This is a genomic window from Trichococcus collinsii (assembly GCF_900107505.1).
Classification (GTDB): domain Bacteria; phylum Bacillota; class Bacilli; order Lactobacillales; family Aerococcaceae; genus Trichococcus; species Trichococcus collinsii.
The window spans coordinates 611862-630673 of the sequence record NZ_FNQH01000002.1; the positions used below are offsets into that span (position 1 = coordinate 611862).

Sequence of the window (18812 nt, forward strand, 5' to 3'; positions counted from 1 at the left end):
TGGCGATGGAAAATGAGAACCATCGACGCTGAGCGGCTATTGCATTCTATTCAATTTATCGTTCAGCTTGGCGTAAATGATCCTCATGTAGGGTTCGCTGCACTTGGCGAGCGCCTCATCCAACCCCATCCAGGCAACTGCACTGTTCTCATCCGGTTTGATGCTCGTCTGTTGCATCTCGTCCGCTTCCAGCAGATAGGTCAGATTCAGATGCACATGCGTCCCTACCTGTTTGCCATTTTTGTCGTGCCCGTCCACACTCAATATTTCGAGCGAAAAGAGTTCCTGCGATAACGATGTTACCTGCTCGACACCCGTCTCTTCCTTCGTTTCCCGGATGGCTGTCGCCAGAAAGTCGGTTTCGCCATCCATGTGGCCACCCATCCAAGCCCAAGACTGATAGATGTTATGGTAGACCATCAGAACCTTGGTCCGCTCGCGATTGACGACCCAACTCGAAGCGGTGAAATGGGCGAACTCATTCTCACGCCTGAACAGATCATCGAACTGATCCAGATAGCGAAGCATCAACTCACGATCTTTTTCTTCCTGCGCATTGAAGGGAGAATAGTCCGCAAGCATTTGTCTGATTCCCATGACAGCCTTCCTTTCGCATGCGTTTGGCGGTTAATTGGTCCGCGAGAAACCTTCATCGTTCAGATAACCGACAGCCGCATCACGGGTCTTGAAGATCCCTTCCATTTGACCGTTCTTCAATGCAACCGACCACATCGGATTATCGTAGATCAGCAACAGAACATCTCCGGACCGATCCACCCATTTTTCCGAGTAGCCTTCCTCATAGCCATCTTCGGTTTTTTTCAGGAAGGAAATCGCCTTTTCCAGCAGGAAGCGGATTGTTCCTTCGTCGCTTTCCAATACGGAAATATAGCCTTTATCCGTCTCTTCTTTCGGCAGGTAGCCTGCATAAATGAAGGCATTGCCGTTTGGATGCAGGAAGCGGACGGCGATTTTGTGGTCCACCGCACTTGCATTGAAATGATAATTGATCCGGTTCATCGAGACCGGAACAGCCGTCAGTTCTTTATAATCATCAAATATCGCTTTTTTTTCTTCGAATGACAAGGTCATTTCATTCAACTCCCTATTAATGTTCTCCGATTTTTTGCGGAGGTTCGACTCATTCTACCATATCTGGGCGCGTCCTTTCAGCCCCATCCGCGTATTTTTCAAGAAAATGATGCCTTCCGTCCCGATCTCGGTAAGAAATGATTTTTTCGAGGTTCACGCTCTGCACACTCTGAAAGATATTCCCGTCGATGAGCGGACTCAGTTCGCGCAGTTGTCCGATCAACGCCTTCATCTCTTTGCGCTTGAAACCGCCGATACCACTTGGTTGATTCTCATGCATTTCCGTGAATCGGCAGGCGCACTGGAGGAATGTCAGTTGATGGTAATCCTTCCAGGCGATTATATCCGCTTCCTTCACATGATAAAGAGGCCGGATCAGCTCCATCCCTTCGAAGTTCCGGCTGCGCAGTTTCGGCATCATCGTCTCGATGGTCCCGCCGTAGAACATATTCATCAGGATCGTCTCGATTACATCATCGAAATGGTGGCCCAAAGCGATCTTGTTGCAGCCGAACTCCTGGGCTTTTTGGTACAGGCTGCCCCTGCGCATGCGCGCGCAAAGATAACAAGGGGAAGAGTCCACGTTCTCCACGACATCAAAAATGGCGGCCTTGAAAACGGTCAGCGGGATGTCTAGCAATGCGGCATTATCCAAAATCTGTTGTTGGTTCTGTTCGCTGTATCCCGGATTCATCGCCAAAAAGACCAGTTCGAAACTGATCGGACCATGCCGTTGCAGTTCCTGCATCAGTTTTGCCATCAGCATGGAATCCTTCCCGCCGGAGATGCAGACGGCTATCTTGTCGCCGTTCTGGATCAGGTCATATTCCTGGATTGCTTTGATGAATGGCCGCCATAAAGGTTTTCGGTATTTTTTTATGAGACTTCTTTCGATTTGATCGCACTTTTCCATCTATTCGGTTTTCCTTTCTTGCGGGCTGCCCGGTTGTGTTGTTATTCTTTTGCTCCGGGGAACGCAGGCTTCGCTGGAGTTCAACCTGCATTTCACAGGCATTCTCCGATATAGCGGGCTTCCTCGGAGTTGCAGCTAGGAATCAATAGAGCGCTCTGGTTAGCGCCTATTTTTCCGGAGCTGGGGCACCACTTGATAAGCACCGATATTAAAGTTCTTGTCTTCCAGAATACTCACCGGCATGACGTCCATAAGGGCATTGGTTAGGAACATTTCATCCGCCCTGAAAAGCTCTTCAAACCTGTAGGTCCCTTCGCGGACGGGGATTTGAAGTTCAGTGCATTTATGGATCACCCTCCCCCTTGCCGTACCTTCCAGAATGCCACAGTCCAGCGACGGGGTGTATACGATCCCGTCCTTCACCCAGAATACATTCGAAACGCACCCCTCAGCAACATGATCATGCGTGTTCAAAAATATGGCATCATCAAAACCTCTCTTCGTTGCCGCTTCCTTTTCTAGAATGTTTTCCGTGTAGTTCATGCTTTTGATGCCGACGATTTTGGAGAATTCGTTCCTTCTCGCATCCGCCAAACACACTTTTAAACCTGTTGCATATTCCTCTTTGTAGGTTTTCGTTCCTGTCAGGATCAGAATATCCGCTTCCTGATTATGCTGCATTTTCGAATCCGTTTTGCTGCAGACGACCTTTACGAATCCTTCAGAGACGCCATTCAAATCCAGCAATTTGTCGATGATCGGCTGGAGCTCGGTTTCTTGATAGGGGCTAGTCATCCCCAGAACCGAAAGCGCAAGAACCATGCGTGTGTGATGTTGGTCCAGAAACAGTGCTTGTTTGCCGGACACGCGGATCGTCTCAAAAACCCCGTATCCGTACATGAAGCCCGGGGATAGCGGACTGATCAGCGCTGCATCTTCCTCAAGATAGGCATCATTCAAAAATACTTTCATTCATTTTCCCCTTCCGGTAATTCCGCTTGCAGCGCCTCGATGAGTGCCTTGGCCTTCACAAGCGTCTCCTCGTATTCCATTTCCGCATCCGAATCCCAGACGATTCCGCCGCCGACCTGAAAATAGGCGGTGTCTCCTTTCTGCAGGATTGTCCGGATGACGATGTTCAGATCAGCATCGCCATTGAAGCCGACATAGCCGATTGAGCCGGTGTAGACGTTGCGTTGGGTCGGTTCGATTTCATCGATGATTTCCATCGCCCTGATTTTCGGAGCGCCAGTTATCGATCCGCCCGGAAAGGTGGCTTTGATGCAGTCGAGCGCATGGATGCCGTCTTCCAAATCCCCTTCGACTGTCGAAACGAGCTGAAAAACCGTGCTGTAGTCCTCGATATGGTACATTTCCGTAACCTTGACGCTGCCTGTCTTGCAGACACGGCCCAAATCATTGCGCATCAAATCGACAATCATCAGCAATTCAGCTCGGTCCTTCTCGCTTTCCAGCAACTCTTGGCGGTTCGCGCTATCCTCTTGCTCGGTGGCGCCTCGTGGACGGGTACCTTTGATTGGCCGAGTCTGAACCTTGCCTTTGCGGATCTGCAGGAACCGCTCAGGCGAACTGCTCAACAGCTGGCCCATGCCGAAGTCGATGTAGGCGGCGAAAGGCGCGGGGTTGATGTTACGCAAGCGCGTGTACAGCTCGTAGGGGGATGCTTCCGTCCGGCATTGGAAGCGTTGGGTCATGTTGACCTGGTAAATATCGCCGGAACGGATGTACTCCTTGATGCGCGCGATTGCCGACAAATAGTATGTTTTTGTCATGTTCGCGGTGAGTTTCGGTCTGGTTTCGCTGTCCAAATCCAAGCCCTGTACATTGAAATGCAGCCCTTCCGCCGCCATAATGACCTTTTCCGCCTCGGCCACCCACTTTTCTGGATCGCCGAAGAACCCGGGCGAGGCAAGATAAACTTTCCCCAAAAGATGGTCCACCACAATCGCCCCGTCATAGATGCCAAAGAAGCTGTCCGGAATCTGGACATCATCATACGCTTCCTTCGGCAACCGTTCCACCTGATGGCGCAGCTCATAGCCGAAGTAGCCGACAGCTCCGCCGATGAAAGGAAGCTCGCCTGCATACTCCAGCTGATATTCTTCCAATATTGCTTTCAGTTCTGCAAAAGCATCCACGCCCGCTTTGGCAGTCAGCGTCATTTCAGGATCGAACCCTATGAAGGAATAGCGTCCCAACTTTTCCGGATCCATCCCGCTGTCAAGGAAAAAACAATGCTTGCGGTCGCGGAACAAAGAGAACAGCTCGAAGCTCGAAAGTTCGGTGACGATTTCCTTGATCACGATCTCAGTCTTGCTTTTTTCCATCAAAAATCGCCCCTTCCTGCTTTTTTTTGGCGCGCTCATAAAAGTTGCGCAACATATCCAAGCCATGCTCCGTCAGGATCGCCTCGGGGTGGAACTGTACCCCCTCTATCAGCTCTTCCCGGTGAATAAAGCCCATGATTTCGCCAGCTTCTGTCCATGCTGTGACTTCCAGCGCTTCCGGAAGGCTCCCCTTTTCCACGATCAAAGAATGGTATCTTGTGACATTCAGTGGACTTTTCAAACCTTGGAAGACACCTTTCCCTGTGTGATGGATGGCGTGAACCTTCCCATGAACAGGCTCTTTCGCCTTAACGATTGCCGCGCCGAATAGCCCGGCGATTGTCTGATGCCCCAGGCAGATGCCCAGAATCGGGACAGTTCCTGAGAAATGTTTGACGACATCCAGACTGATTCCTGCTTCATTAGGCGTCTTCGGACCCGGGGAAATCAGGATCATCAGCGGATCAAGTGCTGCTATCTGTTCTATTGTTATCTCATCGTTCCGTTTCACCACAACGTTCTCATCCAATTGTCTCAGATATTGGACGAGATTGTAGGTGAAGGAATCATAATTATCTATTACAAGTATCATACGTATCCTCATCATTACTGTTATTTTTTCCAATCGCTTATCCTATTCCATATGTCGCGATGTCGCGCACTCTTTCCAGCTGGTTCGTCAGAACTTCTAAAAATGATAAGACCATCATACCAAAAGCTGAGACGCCAGCCTATAGTTTTGATAAAACTGACTTATTACGAAAAAATGACCCGGACAAGAGTCCTGGCCATTCTGTCTTTACCGAAAGCGGCAACTGCGCGGATACAGTCTGAAAGTCACTGCCGCCGCTCTATTCAGGGTTTGACATCCGCATCATTGTCAAACCCCCGCTGTTCCCAATAGCCTTCATAGTCCGCATCATCGGACAGTTCAATGCGGGTTATCCATTTGATCCATTTGTATCCCAGCTTATCTTCCGCTACCAGTTGGAACGGAAAGCCTCTTTCTGGTGGTAATACCACCCCATTCATTTTATAAGCTATCATCAGTTGCTTATCCATGATCGTCCGAAGCGGCAGTGCTGTGCTGTAACCATCCTCAGAATAAAAAATGACCGTATCAGCGGTTTTCTGAACGTCAACTCCTTCGAACAGGTCCGCAAGCAGCACCCCTTCCCAAAGGATGTCGACGCTCCATCCTTCCACGCAATGCAGCGTCACAACCTTTGTGTACTTCTGATTGTCCAACACTTCATCGTAGGATAAGGCAACCGGCTGCTCGACCAAGCCATCGATCGTCAGCGTGTAGTCATTTATGTCTATGTACTGAGGTCCTTTGATTGAGTTTTCCCGAAAATCGGTCAAAGAAGACAAATCTTGTCCTTCGTATTCGGTCACTTCGATTTTGGTCAGCTCTTCCAAATCAGTTTCACTTGTATTGTCATCATTGCTGGTTCCACAACCAAAGAGCAGCAGACTCAACAACAAAAACAGGTACTTGCCAGAAATACGATTGGCATGGCGGTCCTTCACTATGACTCTCCCCGCTTTTTTCATCAAAATGCCTTCTTTCCGAAACCCTTCCGATCAAAACCCACGTGTCTGCCCTTCCCACGGTTGCGGTTTTCCTTCCCGGTGTTCCTCCACACTTGGTCCATTAAGGTTGCGGAGGCGCCAAATGCCGTAGAGATAGCTGAGAATCAATCCTGCGATCGTGAACGGAAGTCCCAAGAGCGTATTGGTCCATGCTAACTCAACAATATCGCCGCGTCTGAAAAGAATGACCTGCAAAGCCAAGCGCATCAGAAAAAACAGAAACCAAATGACCGTCACTTCCTGATAGGCCGGTTTCACGTCCTTGCGCCAATACCACTCCAAATCCCACCCTCGCGTCAAATGGCTCGTCAAAGCGGCCATCGGTTTCCCAAGTACGATGCTTACCAGCGCTGAAAATACGAGCACCGCGCTGCTAACTATTTTAGGGAGATAATAATTGGCGGCATTATTCGAGAAATACGCGATTCCGGAGGCAAACATAACCCCAACCAACCCCCCCAGGGCATAACGCAACGGTTGCTTCCGGGTCAACCGGATGATTCCCAAAAGCAAAGCCAAAGCAATCGCCAAGATACTGGCGACAGTCAACTGATATCTGCCATTGACGACGGCAAACAACAAGGGGGGCAATAAAGCATCTAAAGTCTTTCCTGAGATGACCAATTTTAATTCTTCCGAAATTTCCTTGATTCTGGCTTTCAAATCATCAGCCCCTATCAGCGAATCTGTAGGCTACATACTCAATGATGACACCATAAGCGATGCCTGCCGCAAAACCCACGGCATCTTCGAATCCCGTTGAACTATAGAAAGCGAAGGAAACCAATAACCCCAGGATAGCTCCCCTTCCCAATGCTCGTTTCAATTCCTGCTTTTCTTTTGCAAAACCAATAACGACACCCATCAATAGCCGATTATACCAAAAGGCGAACAGATACAGTGCCTCCTTCTCAAATCCGGACCGCAACTGGGCACCTACTATGCAGACTACGCCCAAAAGAGCTCCCGCCACAATCGAAATTTTCATCCTCTTCGTCAACATGTGCCCAACTCCCCTCATTTGCCTCAATTATACTACTGCTGCCCAAAAAAGCGAAAATGACGGCTCCCGCCCGTTGAATCCCGGGTTGGAGCCGTCATAAATTTTATAAGCTGATGTAGTCGGAAAAGATTGGATCCGATAAGGGCCTGCTTGCATCTGCTGTCTCCTGACAGTAGATGCTCAGTCTGTTTCGTTCATTAACCCAGCTTTATCAAAAAGGTAGAACGATAAGCTCAAAATGATGCCGACCACACTCGCAAGCACCATTCCGCTTAATTCGATACCTGCAAATTGTACTTTCAGGCCGCTCAAACCCGTCACGAAAACGATGGATGTCAAGATCAGATTCTTGGACTTACTGTAGTCCACTTTTTCTTCAACCAATAAACGCAAGCCGCTGGTACCGATCATACCGTAAAGCAAGAACGTAACGCCACCGATGACGTCACCAGGAATTGTGGAAATAAGAGCTGCCAACGGCCCGAAGAAGGACATGACCATGGAGAAAATAGCAGCACCGGCAATGACACGCACGCTGTAGACACGTGTAATGGCCATTACCCCGATATTTTCACCATAAGTCGTTGTCGGAACACCCCCAATCAAACCAGATAAAGCAGATGCAAAGTAATCAGCAAACAGCGAACGGTGCAAGCCCGGATCTTTGATCAGGTCGCGGCCGACGACGTTGGAAGTGACTACTTGGTGTCCAATATGCTCCGAAGTCAACACAAGCAAAACCGGAAGCATCGTCAGGATGGCATTCATATCAAATTTTGCCAATTGGAAATGGGGCATCGTAAACAAGGATGCTTCCATTACTGGAGTGAAGTCTACCATGCCGAACGCAATCGCAGAAATGTATCCAACGACGATGGCGATCAGAATAGGTATAGTGGACAAGAAACCTTTGAATAGTACAGAACCTAGGACAGCCGTGCCCAAAGTAATGAAGAAGACGGCGAAGTTCTGTGCTGTCGCAGTGTCGGTCATCAAGTTCGCACCGATCGATCCTCCTTGAATCGTAAGGTGAGCCAGCTCCAGACCGATCAAGGCAACAACAGCCCCCATCGCTGCAGGCGGAAGGACAACATCGATCCACTTTGTGCCGACACGATAGATGACGAAGGCCATGATACAGCCAATAATACCTAAGACGACGAAACCACCCTGCGCATACTCAAAACCTTGGTTAGCGATGATGATGCTCGTCGGTCCGATGAAAGCAAAGCTTGAACCAAGATAGGCCGGCGATTTCCCTTTTGTGATCCAAATGAATAATAGCGTGGCGACCCCGTTCATCAATAATACGATGCTCGGATCAATACCAAAAATGATAGGCACAAGCACTGAAGCACCGAACATTGCGAAAGTATGTTGCAAACTAAGCGGAATCAGCATGTTTGCAGGAACCTTTTCGTCAACCTGAATAATTTTCTTTGAAGACATTCTATATTTCCTCCTATAGGCGCAAAAAAAAGCCCTTGAATTATGATATTCGCAAAAGGACCTAAGGTATCAAATATTCGATTTGTTACCCTTTTTAATCTCTCGGGATTAGTTTAAAGGACTTTGCTTCGCTTATTTTAGCAATAATAGTGATGGAATACAATTATAAATTGATTAGATAATCCCGGTTTCGGCTGATGAAGCTTGGTTCGAAAACTGCTGTTATTTATTAGGATTACAAATTTGGGACCGCCAAAAAGCCTTGAATCAACCTGTCAGGCTTTCTGGGGGCCCTCCAATTCAATTAGACAGCCTTGCTTGCCAGCGAGACTAGCTCTGCCGGTATGCCGGCCATGCGTTTAAGATCAAGGATGCTGTCCGTTTCCTCAACCGAGAATAGTCCTTTTTCAAGCACCAATTCCCTGACTGTTTTGCCAGTCTTCAGTGATTCTTTGGCGATTGCGCTGGCTTTTTGGTAGCCGATCATAGGGCAGAGGGCAGTCGCGATGCCAGCGCTCTCTTCCACCTGTTTGTAGCAGGCTATCTCATTGGCTTGGATGCCTTGGATGCAGTTGACAGTCAGCGTAGCGACCGCATGCGCTAAGCAATCAATCGATTCAAACAATGAATGGAAAATGATCGGCTCGAAGGCGTTCAGCTCCAACTGCCCGGATTCGGCAGCCATCGTGATGGTCAGATCATTTCCGATTACGCGGAAAGCGACTTGCGAAACGACTTCGGGTATCACCGGATTCACTTTTCCTGGCATGATCGAAGAGCCGTTTTGCTTGGCAGGCAAATTGATTTCTCCGATGCCCGCTCTCGGACCGCTCGACAATAAGCGCAGATCATTGCTCATCTTTGATAAATTTACGGCCGCCGTCTTGATTGCCGCCGACACCCTGACGAAGCCATCCACATTCTGGGTCGCATCGAAAAGATCCTCCGCCTGCATGAACTCAATCCCAACTTCTTTGCTCACAAAGGCGGTTATGTTCTCCACGTATTCCGGTGTCGCATTGATGGCATTGCCGATAGCTGTCCCGCCGATATTGAGGCTCTTCATCTCTTCTGCAGCGCCCCAGAGGTGGCGGATATCCCTTTTGACGAAGGACCGATAAGCCTGGAACGTCAGCCCTAGCGTAGTCGGAACCGCATCTTGCATTTGCGTCCGCCCCATTTTGATGACCCCGGCGAACTCTTCAGCCTTCTCGCCCAACGCGCTCTCCAACTTTTCCAGTTCAGCAATCAGCTCCGGCAGAAGTTGCAGGACAGTCATTTTCCCTGCAGTCGGGAAGACATCGTTGGTGGATTGACACAGATTCACATCGTCATTCGGATGAACGATGCGGTAGTCGCCCTTTCTCCCACCCAATATTTCGATGGCGCGATTGGCGATGACCTCATTGGCGTTCATATTGGCTGAAGTCCCGGCACCGCCTTGGATGGCATCCACGATGAAAGCTTCATGAAAATATCCCGCCACAATTTCGTCGCAGGCTTGGACAATCGCATCCTTTTTTCCGACTGCCAGGTTACCCGAATGAGCGTTCACAACAGCTGCGGCTTTCTTTATTCGCGCCAGATTGCTGATCAATTCCGGATGCAGTTTCGTGCCTGTGATGGAGAAATTTTCCTTTGCACGCGACGATTGCACACCATAATACGCTTCTGTGGGTACTGCTAACGTTCCGATCGAGTCTGCTTCAATTCTCATGTTCATCTCTGTTTGCCCCCTGAAATTTTTCTGTAATTCATAGTGCAAACAATACCACCCCTGCAAACTGAATGAAATAGCTCAAGGGAAGTTGCGAACAAAACCTGCATATTCGACATTTCCGCAGAAGAATCACACGCTATTCCCCGTGTAACTTTATTTTCTTAAGTCATGTCAGCATTCGTTTGCTTCCCTTAGTAGGTCTGATATAGAATCTTAAGAATACAAAGCAAATAAGAACTTGGAAAGGAGCCTCTGATGGATAAAATCGATAAGCAAATTTTGAACATTTTGCAGACAAATGCGCGGGCTTCCTTGAAAGAAATCGGTGAGGCCACCTTTTTGTCTTCTCCTGCGATTTCAGCACGGATCGCCCAGTTGGAAAGGAACGGCATCATCACAGATTACGGTGCACATGTGAACCTGCAGACGCTGGGCTATAATATCAAGGCTTTCATCAATCTGGAGGTTGATCCCAAGCAAAAGCCGGTTTTTTATCCTTTCGTGGAGAGCATTCCGAATGTGCTGGAATGCAACTGTGTAACCGGAGAATTCTCGATGCTGCTGAAGGTCGCCTTTCCGACGACGAATGAATTGGATACTTTCATCGGGGAACTGCAGCAATTCGGCAAGACCTACACTCAGGTTGTCTTCTCAACCTCGGTCGGTCCCCGAGGCATCCATTTTGAGGACCAATAACAAGCCATCGTGAAAAAAAAAAGACTATCCGTTCCCGAAACAGACAGGGAGCGGATAGCCTTTGAAATTGGTTTCTGATGTTTTATTGCGAATCAGAACACTCTATTTAAATGTGTTCTGAATCCCAGAAATCTCCGCCTAAGCTGACTACCACATGCGGACCAAAAGCGTCCGCTTCGTGGTAGTCCTCTTAGTGCTCGATTTCTATCCGGGATTCATCACACTCTATTATACGTAGTAAAGGTTTTCGGACGGGTAAACTGGATCACATGTGATGTCGAGGCCAAGATTCCGAAGGATCTGATCATCGTCTTTGTTCAGTATGACAGTCGAATGTGCCTGCACATCCTTCAGCTCGGAAAGTTTATCGTAAGCCAGCTGGGCAGTCGGATTTGTGACCGCTGAAATGGACAAGGCGATCAATATTTCATTCGCAGTCAAGGTCGGGATGCGTTTATGCAAGCCTTCGCTCTTAAGCTTTTTGATCGGCTCTAGAATGACCGGGGACAGCAACAGGATGTCGTCGGAAATGTTCGCCAAAGCTTTGATCGCATTCAGGATGGCGGAAGAAGAAGCATCCATCAAATCGGAAGTTCTGCCAGTGATGATCCGTCCATCGTTCAGTTCGAAAGCGATGACCGCAGGAATTTCGTTGTCCACAGCGTGTTTCATCAAACGCTTCGCATATTCGCGGGCAGGCTTGACGGGAGCCCGGTCTTCTTGCTTCAATTCGACCTCTTCCATGATCAGGCGCATATGGTTGCGCGTCTCTTCATCGCTCAGGCCTTTCTTGTAGTCGCATTCCGTGTCGAAGCTGCGGCGGATGATTTCCTGCTTCGACGCTTCCCGGATTGCTTCATCGTCGGTGATGCCGAAGCCTACTCGGTTCACGCCCATGTCAGTCGGTGATTGGTAGACGGATTCCTTGCCGGTGATGCGCTCGATGATGCGTTTGATGACCGGGAAAGTCTCCAGATCGCGGTTGTAGTTGACCGCCACTTCGTTGTAGGTCTCAAAATGATAGTTGTCCATCATGTTGACGTCCTTCAGATCGACTGTTGCTGCTTCATAGGCGATGTTCAACGGGTGCTTCAAAGGAACATTCCATACCGGGAAAGTCTCGAATTTGGAGTAACCGGCCGCGCGACCTTGACGACGCTCGTGGTACAGCTGGTTCAGGCAGGTAGCCAACTTACCGCTGCCTGGACCTGGAGCGGTCACGACGACAATCGGTTTCGTCGTCGGAATGTAAGTATTCTGACCGAAGCCCTCTTCGCTGACAATCGTTTCGATGTTGGAAGGATAGCCTTCGATGGCGCCATGGGTATAGACTTTGATGTCGCGTTTTTCGAGTTTGTTGATGAATACTTTCGTGGCCGGCTGTCCATTGTAGCGCGTGATGACAACACTGTTGACGGCCAATCCGTACTCCCTAAGCTCATCGATTAGGCGAAAGACATCCATGTCGTAGGTTATGCCGTAGTCGCCACGAATCTTGTTGCGTTCGATATCGCCTGCATACACACAAATCAAGATCTCCGCTTGGTCCTTCAATTTCTGCAGCAATTTGATTTTGGCATCTTCGTCGAACCCTGGCAATACACGTTTCGCGTGTTTGTCGCCGATCAGCTTGCCTCCAAACTCAAGATACAATTTATCGTAATTGTTGACCCGTTCCAGGATATATTTCGATTGTTCTTCAATGTATTTCTGTGGATCAAAGCCGATTTTCTTCATCTGTTTTCCTCCAATATCTGAATGGTATATCTGTATACTTGTGCCGTTACACGCCTCTTTCAGGATGCAAAACGGCTTCAGCTGACTCATCCGTAACGCTTTGATTTCAACTCTAACAATTATAGAGTATTTTTTTTTATTGGCAATACGTATTTTAAGCCCGAGACGATTTGTTCCACAACATGCGCGCCGTGACCCAAGCGGTGAGTGGGATGATTCCGGTCACTCCGATACCGATGACGAACATGGAGAGGACTTCGGAGACAAGCACCTTTGCGTTCAGTGCCTCCCCAAAAGAATAGGACAGATCCCTGAACCATAGGAAAAGAGCAAGGTAACTGCCGATGAATGAAAAATACAGCGTATTCGTCGTCGTTCCTATGATGTCCTTGCCGATCGTCATCCCTGACCGGAACAATTCCTTTTCGCTCAACTGCGGATTGCGGTGATGGACTTCATGTAACGAGGAGGAAATCGAGATGGCCGTATCCGTAATGGCCGATATCGTTCCTGTTACCATCGTGCAAATACCGATTTGGACAAAATCCACATTCACAAAAAAGGAAAGTGTGGTGTATTCCTCCACTTCCTCGGGACCGAAGCCCTGGATCATCGCAAACCGATGCACCAAAATAATCAACAATAGCAAGAAAAACGTTGTGACAATCGTGGCGATAAAAGCCGCCTTGGTTTTGATGTTCACGCCGTTTATGTAAAATAAATTGATGTAGCTGACCACCGAACAAGCCAACAAGGTAACAAAAAGAGCAGGAAAGCCATTGATCAACAGCAGCACCAATACATAGAGGACCGCAAAATTGAAAAACAATGAAAGGAAAGAAGAAATCCCTCGTCTGCCGCCCACCACCCCCATCAGCAGCACAAGCAACAGCGCCATTACCAACTGCACGCTCATGGACGATCACCTGCTTTCTTCGGAATCAGACGGACGGCTGTAACCATTGCTAACGGCACTGTCAAGACGATACCGATACTCCCCGCCAAGGCCCGGGTGATTTCCAAAGATAATTGCATCGAAAAGGTATGGAACACATCGGAGCCGTTCTCCAAATAAAATACGAGCGTCGGAATAGCTCCGCTGACATAGGCAAAAAGCAGCACATTCGCCATCGTCCCCATGATGTCCTTGCCAATTTCGCGTCCGGACCGCAATAAGGCTCCGGCGGATATCGCAGGGTCTTTTTCATACAGTTCCTGGATGGCTGCGGTCATCGTGATGGCGACATCCATCACCGCACCCAGCGAGCCAATCAGAATGCTCGACAGGAAGATGCGCCGCGGGTAATGCGTCACAAACTGCATTTCCTCATAGCGCAGGCCCTGCCCGTTCGTCCAGACAATGACCCCGTAGGCGATTATCAAAGTCATGAATGTTCCGATCAAAGTGGAAAGGATGGCTGCGTAAGTCTTTCTGTTTCTGCCGCTGACCAAGAGGAGCGTGAGGACGGTCCAACCGATCACTGCGGCACTGCTTATCCATAACAACTGTGCGTTATCTGCAATTTCATAGCTGTCCAAGGCGACACTGAACAGCAAAATATTCCCTGCAATACTGACGAGAGAAAGCAGGCCTTTTTTCCCCGCTACCGACACAAGCACGAAAAGAAACAAGGATCCAAAAAGGACAACATATTTATCCCGCTTTACTCCGGAAATTTTACCTGTCATGGCCCCCCCCCGAAGCACTATCGCTAAGTGAAAGGAAAACTTCATCGCCTGAACGGTACATCTGGCTATAGGCAAGTGAGTCGGAATAGTTGTTTTCTATCACGACTTGCGTCCCTTTCGACTCCCCGTTCATCAGTACAGCCGTCAGTTTTTGGTTGTATACGGGATAGCTTTCCCGACCTGCGCCGATCGTTTCATCGGTTCCAACAGCTTCCTCTGCAATGATTTTGGCGATCGGTTCTTCGTACCACGCGTAGTTATGGTAGCTGAATAGCGTCAGCATCCCCAACAACGCCGCAAACAAGGTCAATAATATAACTTTATGCCTAAACAACAACCATTTTTTCATCCGTTGTTTTTCCTCCCTTCAAAAGATTTCCGCATGGGGATTACCCTTGAACGGAACTGAGGATCTTCTCCATACGGATGTCGTCGCGCCATTCGCCTTGGGAATAGGTGAAGTGAGGGATGACGCCTATCTGTGTGAAACCAGATCTTTCGTACAATCTGATTGCGCCCGCATTGTGGGAAAAGACCCCCAGTTCGATTCGCTGATAGCCGATCCTCCGGCATTCTTCTTCATACAGGGCCATAACCGTTTTGCCGATGCCCTTGTTACGCCACTCCGGATTGCCAATGTAGATGCCCAGCCAGGCTGTATTTCCGTCCTTCTTCAGCAGGACAGGAAAGTTGCGGATAATCGACGCGATCCCGACCGGCTTTTCATCCACGCAGATGAAATAATTGCGTTTGTCCGGATTGCTGAGGCTTTCGCGGACGCCCTCTTCCGTCACCAAAGGCAATTCGCTTTCCTCATCATAGTGCGGGGTGATGAACGGTGAAATAGCCGAGTCATTTTCCCAACGGAGTACTGTCTGGATCAATTCCTCGTTCAACGGTAAATTTTTTAGTTTCAAATTCATCCTTTGCTTCGCTCCTTCGGTTTTATCGATCAGATGCTTGATTCCATGCGAAAAGGATTGCACCGCTAGGTCCGGGCGCAATCCTTTTCGCATATCCATAATTATTTTACAGCACTTTCTCATATGCCCAACGCATATCGCTTATGCTCGTCAGGATATGACCGCAGTACGCATACCCGGATTTCTGCAGGGCACGCTGCATGCTTTTGTTGTCCGGATGCGTATCGATACGCATGCTGGAATAGCCTTTTTTACGCGATTCATCCGCAGCCCATTCGACGATTTCCCCAAGGACGCCTTGCCCACGGAATGCGTCTTTGATCGTGATGCGATGGATGACACTGTAAGGATTATTCGTCAACCATTGGCCTTCGGTGATTACTTTATAGGTAGGATCCTCGCCGTAAAAAAATGCAAAAGTTGCCCCGGGAATGCCATCCCGCAGGTAAATATAGCTGTATCCTCCATTGATATCCTGAAGAATGACTGCTTCGTTCGGATATCCTTTTTGCCATTGATCGATACCGGACGCCTTTAGCGTGACTTTCGCCTCATTGATGATTTCCATAATTGCGGGAAGATCCGCTGGCGTTGCTTTTCTTATCATGCTTCCACCGCCTTTCATTCTTCTCATTTAAATAAGATTATACCGGAAACATGATTGTTTTCCTGCATTTTTATTGTTTTCATTCCGGATAATCTGGATTCTTATAGGTTGAACATCTTTCGGTATTGCTGGATATAGGATTGCTTTTGTTTTTTCAGCATGTAGAGCGCATTTTTAATTTGGTCCGGCTCATCCGCCATATCCAGGTCTTCCTTTTGTTTTTCGATGCCTTCTACTACAGGCTCACAGTAGGCAGCTTCTTTTATTTCATCCAAAATGGCGATGATTTCCTTGCGCATCCTTTCGACACGAGGGCCTTCACCTGCTTTTATTTCATCCAGACTTTCGACGAGTTCCCGGAACGGAAGGTTTCTTCTGACTTTTCCGTCCTTGATGCGGATATATTCTTTTTTGAATTCCGTGACGCCGGGCACCGTACCGTTCAGTTGATACCAGCCATCGTAGAGGATCCATCCACCTTCTGGTTCGGCTGGGATGAAGTCCCTTTTTAAAATGTACACTTCGTCCGCCCCGGTAATTTCCGCCACCCAACACTTGCTTTCACTGTCTGCCGGACTGAGCTGCAAACCTAACTTCGACATGGGAAAATCCTCTTTCTGATCATTATTTATTAGTGTTAATCCATTCCTCAGGCCGATTGCGCTGCGCCTGATTCCGTTCTTCCATTATACGCTATCTGCATTGTAGTGAAAAGGCATTGTCCGAAGTACGCAAAAGAGAGGAGCTCCAGATTTCCGCTCCCCTGCTCCAAAATACCCGTCCGTCAATCGGCAATATCACTGTCCTTGACCTTCACACCGGATACAATATCCTTGTTCGGATCAGCGACATATCGTTCCCCTTCCACCAGACCCTCCACTACTTCGATATCATATTCTGTTTCTAGCCCGGTTTCGATGTACCTTTTTTCGACTCGGTTTCCGCTGTCCACCACATATACATACGCTTTTCCGGATTCTGCTTCGATTTGGACGGCTTCAAAGTTAACGCGCAGAGCATCGAGCCTTTCGACCGTGATGATTTCCGCATCAGCTTCATAGCCTACCTTGATATTTTCGTCGGGATCGGTGATTGTGACTTTTACTGTAACTTTCGCATCCTGGTCCGCGGAGGTCGCGGATTTCTCAGCCGATTGGCCAATTTCCGAGACAACCCCTTCATATTCCGCAGTGACACCTTTTACCTTAACTGTCGCCTTTTGGCCTACCCGCATATTTACGCTGTCAAACTGGCTGACTGCCAAACTGATTACATATTCGGTCGCCCCGTCAACGATGATAGCATCGCCAGCCTCTGGATATTCATTCGCCACTACATCCATTTTCGTCACGATGCCGTCGACATTAGCTTTCAGATCGCACTCCTCGATTTTTTTGTTCAAATAGGCGATATCAGTCTTCAAGAGAGCAATCTGGTCGGCCTGATTGGAGATTCTTTCTTCCGCTGTTGCGCTTGAGAAGGTTGCCGTGGTGTTCAGATTCGAAAGAGCGATTCCGGCGCTACGGACGGCATTTTCGCCATCGCTGATCGCCTTGATAGCCGCTTCATACTTTACGGCTGCGCCGCTTCTGGCATTCGAAACGTTAATTTCCGCATTACGAACAGCGGCTTCGCTGTCATTGACGGCTTTTTCAGCTGCTGTATATTCAAGCGAACCCGCACTTTCGGCGTTCGAAAGTGCGATTTCCGCGTTGCGCACAGCTGCTTCACTGTCCGAGACCGCTTTTGCGGCTGCAGCATATTCAGCGTCGGCTGCGTTTTCGGCATTGGAAAGCGCAATTTCCGCGCTGCGGACAGCCGTTTCGGCATCGATCACCGCCAATTTTGCCGCATCATAGCCGGATTGATAGCCCAGTTTAGCGCTGTCCAAAGCCTGTTCAGCGTTCCACACCGCCGTTTCGGCAGAGGTGACAGCCTGCTGCGCCAACTGATAGTCCAAGGCGTACAAAATCGGATCTGCTTCATACAAAGCTTTGACGATATCCAAATTCAGTTTCGCGCTCTCATAGGTTGCTTTCGCAGTATCCAACGCACATTCGGCTTCATACAGGGTATTATCCAGATCGTCCAGATTCTTTTTTGCGATCCAGTAATGCGCCTTCGCATTTTCCAAAGTCAGTTCGGCTTGGCCGACCGCATTCTCGTTGGCTATTTCGACGTTATGCAGCTTATCCGCTAAAGAGGCCGCGTTCGATTGGGCACTCTCCAAGGCTATTTGAGCTTGGCTAACTGCATTGTCGTAGAGCGTTCCCCGCTCCGATAAATTGGAGTTGGCCGCGGCATAATTCGACTGGGCGTTCTCCAAGGCTATGTTCGCCTGGCTGATAGCATTCGCATTGAGCGTATTAATATCAGCCAGATTCCCTTGCGCCGCATTGTAATTTGATTGGGCATTTTCCAGTGCAATCCTCGCTTGGCTCACCGCATTTTGTGAGGATGCCTTGTCCATTTCTGCGCTACTCCCGGAAAGATAGGCAAGCGTCCCCTCTGCATTCGCAAGATTGATGGTCTGTTTATCCAATTGGGTACGGTACTCGGTCGAATCGATCCTCGCCAGTACGTCGCCTTTCTTGACTGCCTGGCCTTCCTCAGCAAACACTTCGACAATTTTAGCTGTGGGCGAGGGATAAAGGCTGCTCGTGCTGCTGGCCTCGATATCGCCGGTTATCGGCACATGCTTAGCCAACTGGCCTTTCCAAGCCGTATGCACCGACACTTCCCGGACCTGGGCATTCTGATACCACCAGTAGCCAGTACCTCCGCCCACCAGCAAAGTCAGCAGAAGGACCGCTGTGACAATGATCGATTTTTTTGATTTGAATATGATTGCTTTTAATTTCCCCATAAAGAAGACCCCCTCGCTCAATTTCCGGATAATCCCGACAAATCCATCGTTTCGGTATCTCAATTTTAACATATCGACCGATGCTTATGTGAAGATATTGTCAACGCATACAAAACCATTTCGGATAATTATATTTTGGGGTATTTTCTATATTCAGCAAAGGCTTTTCCATT

The 18812-nt window shown here is 48.7% G+C and carries 20 protein-coding genes; 1 reads left to right on the top strand and 19 read right to left on the bottom strand.

Going from position 1 to position 18812, the window contains the following annotated elements; genetic code table 11:
- Positions 1-36: 36 nt before the first annotated feature.
- From BLV66_RS07240 to BLV66_RS07290, 11 genes are all read right to left on the bottom strand, one after another.
- The gene (locus BLV66_RS07240; protein ID WP_086987148.1) at positions 37-597 is read right to left on the bottom strand and encodes an NUDIX hydrolase; all 561 of its coding nucleotides are present in this window, start codon (positions 595-597) and stop codon (positions 37-39) included.
- 30 nt (positions 598-627) lie between these two features.
- The gene (locus BLV66_RS07245) at positions 628-1092 is read right to left on the bottom strand and encodes a hypothetical protein (RefSeq protein WP_086987147.1); all 465 of its coding nucleotides are present in this window, start codon (positions 1090-1092) and stop codon (positions 628-630) included.
- 49 nt (positions 1093-1141) lie between these two features.
- Entirely contained in the window at positions 1142-2005 is an 864-nt protein-coding gene (locus tag BLV66_RS07250) for a tRNA 2-thiocytidine biosynthesis TtcA family protein (RefSeq protein WP_086987146.1), read from the bottom strand.
- Positions 2006-2164: 159 nt separating this feature from the next.
- Entirely contained in the window at positions 2165-2977 is an 813-nt protein-coding gene (locus tag BLV66_RS07255) for an aminotransferase class IV (protein WP_086987145.1), read from the bottom strand.
- Positions 2974-4353, bottom strand: coding sequence for an aminodeoxychorismate synthase component I (gene pabB / locus BLV66_RS07260; RefSeq protein WP_176974171.1), 1380 nt, complete (start codon positions 4351-4353; stop codon positions 2974-2976). Before pabB ends, BLV66_RS07255 begins: the two co-directional genes overlap by 4 nt.
- Entirely contained in the window at positions 4334-4945 is a 612-nt protein-coding gene (locus BLV66_RS07265; protein ID WP_086987144.1) for an anthranilate synthase component II, read from the bottom strand. The genes pabB and BLV66_RS07265 overlap by 20 nt, the downstream gene beginning before the upstream one ends.
- A gap of 263 nt (positions 4946-5208) precedes the next feature.
- The gene (locus tag BLV66_RS07270) at positions 5209-5910 is read right to left on the bottom strand and encodes a molybdopterin-dependent oxidoreductase (RefSeq protein WP_086987143.1); all 702 of its coding nucleotides are present in this window, start codon (positions 5908-5910) and stop codon (positions 5209-5211) included.
- A 30-nt stretch (positions 5911-5940) separates the two neighbouring features.
- Complete coding sequence (locus BLV66_RS07275; protein ID WP_086987142.1) at positions 5941-6612, bottom strand: DUF3159 domain-containing protein; 672 nt, start codon at positions 6610-6612, stop codon at positions 5941-5943.
- Between the two features lie 4 nt (positions 6613-6616).
- Complete coding sequence (locus BLV66_RS07280; RefSeq protein ID WP_086987141.1) at positions 6617-6952, bottom strand: hypothetical protein; 336 nt, start codon at positions 6950-6952, stop codon at positions 6617-6619.
- 180 nt (positions 6953-7132) lie between these two features.
- A complete protein-coding gene (uraA, locus tag BLV66_RS07285) occupies positions 7133-8401 on the bottom strand; it encodes a uracil permease (protein WP_086987140.1) in 1269 nt (422 codons plus the stop codon).
- A 304-nt stretch (positions 8402-8705) separates the two neighbouring features.
- Positions 8706-10124, bottom strand: a complete 1419-nt coding sequence (locus BLV66_RS07290; protein ID WP_086987139.1) for an aspartate ammonia-lyase — start codon at positions 10122-10124, stop codon at positions 8706-8708.
- Positions 10125-10376: 252 nt separating this feature from the next.
- Between BLV66_RS07290 and BLV66_RS07295 the strand changes: the two genes are divergently transcribed.
- Entirely contained in the window at positions 10377-10817 is a 441-nt protein-coding gene (locus BLV66_RS07295) for an Lrp/AsnC family transcriptional regulator (protein ID WP_086987138.1), read from the top strand.
- Between the two features lie 228 nt (positions 10818-11045).
- Here BLV66_RS07295 and BLV66_RS07300 read toward each other — a convergent pair whose 3' ends face one another.
- The 8 genes from BLV66_RS07300 to BLV66_RS07330 all read right to left on the bottom strand — a co-directional run bounded on the left by BLV66_RS07300 (position 11046) and on the right by BLV66_RS07330 (position 18639).
- On the bottom strand, positions 11046-12554 hold the full coding sequence (locus BLV66_RS07300) for a DUF1846 domain-containing protein (protein WP_086987137.1): 1509 nt from the start codon (positions 12552-12554) through the stop codon (positions 11046-11048).
- Between the two features lie 154 nt (positions 12555-12708).
- Positions 12709-13470, bottom strand: coding sequence for a YibE/F family protein (locus BLV66_RS07305; RefSeq protein WP_086987136.1), 762 nt, complete (start codon positions 13468-13470; stop codon positions 12709-12711).
- Positions 13467-14243, bottom strand: coding sequence for a YibE/F family protein (locus tag BLV66_RS07310; RefSeq protein ID WP_218131809.1), 777 nt, complete (start codon positions 14241-14243; stop codon positions 13467-13469). Before BLV66_RS07310 ends, BLV66_RS07305 begins: the two co-directional genes overlap by 4 nt.
- Positions 14233-14592: a hypothetical protein gene (locus BLV66_RS15685; RefSeq protein ID WP_218131810.1), complete on the bottom strand. Its 360-nt coding sequence runs from the start codon at positions 14590-14592 to the stop codon at positions 14233-14235. Before BLV66_RS15685 ends, BLV66_RS07310 begins: the two co-directional genes overlap by 11 nt.
- Before the next feature lie 40 nt (positions 14593-14632).
- The gene (locus BLV66_RS07315) at positions 14633-15166 is read right to left on the bottom strand and encodes a GNAT family N-acetyltransferase (RefSeq protein WP_176974172.1); all 534 of its coding nucleotides are present in this window, start codon (positions 15164-15166) and stop codon (positions 14633-14635) included.
- Between the two features lie 106 nt (positions 15167-15272).
- Complete coding sequence (locus tag BLV66_RS07320) at positions 15273-15773, bottom strand: GNAT family N-acetyltransferase (protein ID WP_086987134.1); 501 nt, start codon at positions 15771-15773, stop codon at positions 15273-15275.
- 101 nt (positions 15774-15874) lie between these two features.
- On the bottom strand, positions 15875-16375 hold the full coding sequence (locus BLV66_RS07325) for a hypothetical protein (protein WP_086987133.1): 501 nt from the start codon (positions 16373-16375) through the stop codon (positions 15875-15877).
- 182 nt (positions 16376-16557) lie between these two features.
- Positions 16558-18639, bottom strand: a complete 2082-nt coding sequence (locus BLV66_RS07330) for a permuted SH3 domain-containing protein (RefSeq protein ID WP_176974173.1) — start codon at positions 18637-18639, stop codon at positions 16558-16560.
- Positions 18640-18812 lie beyond the last annotated feature (173 nt).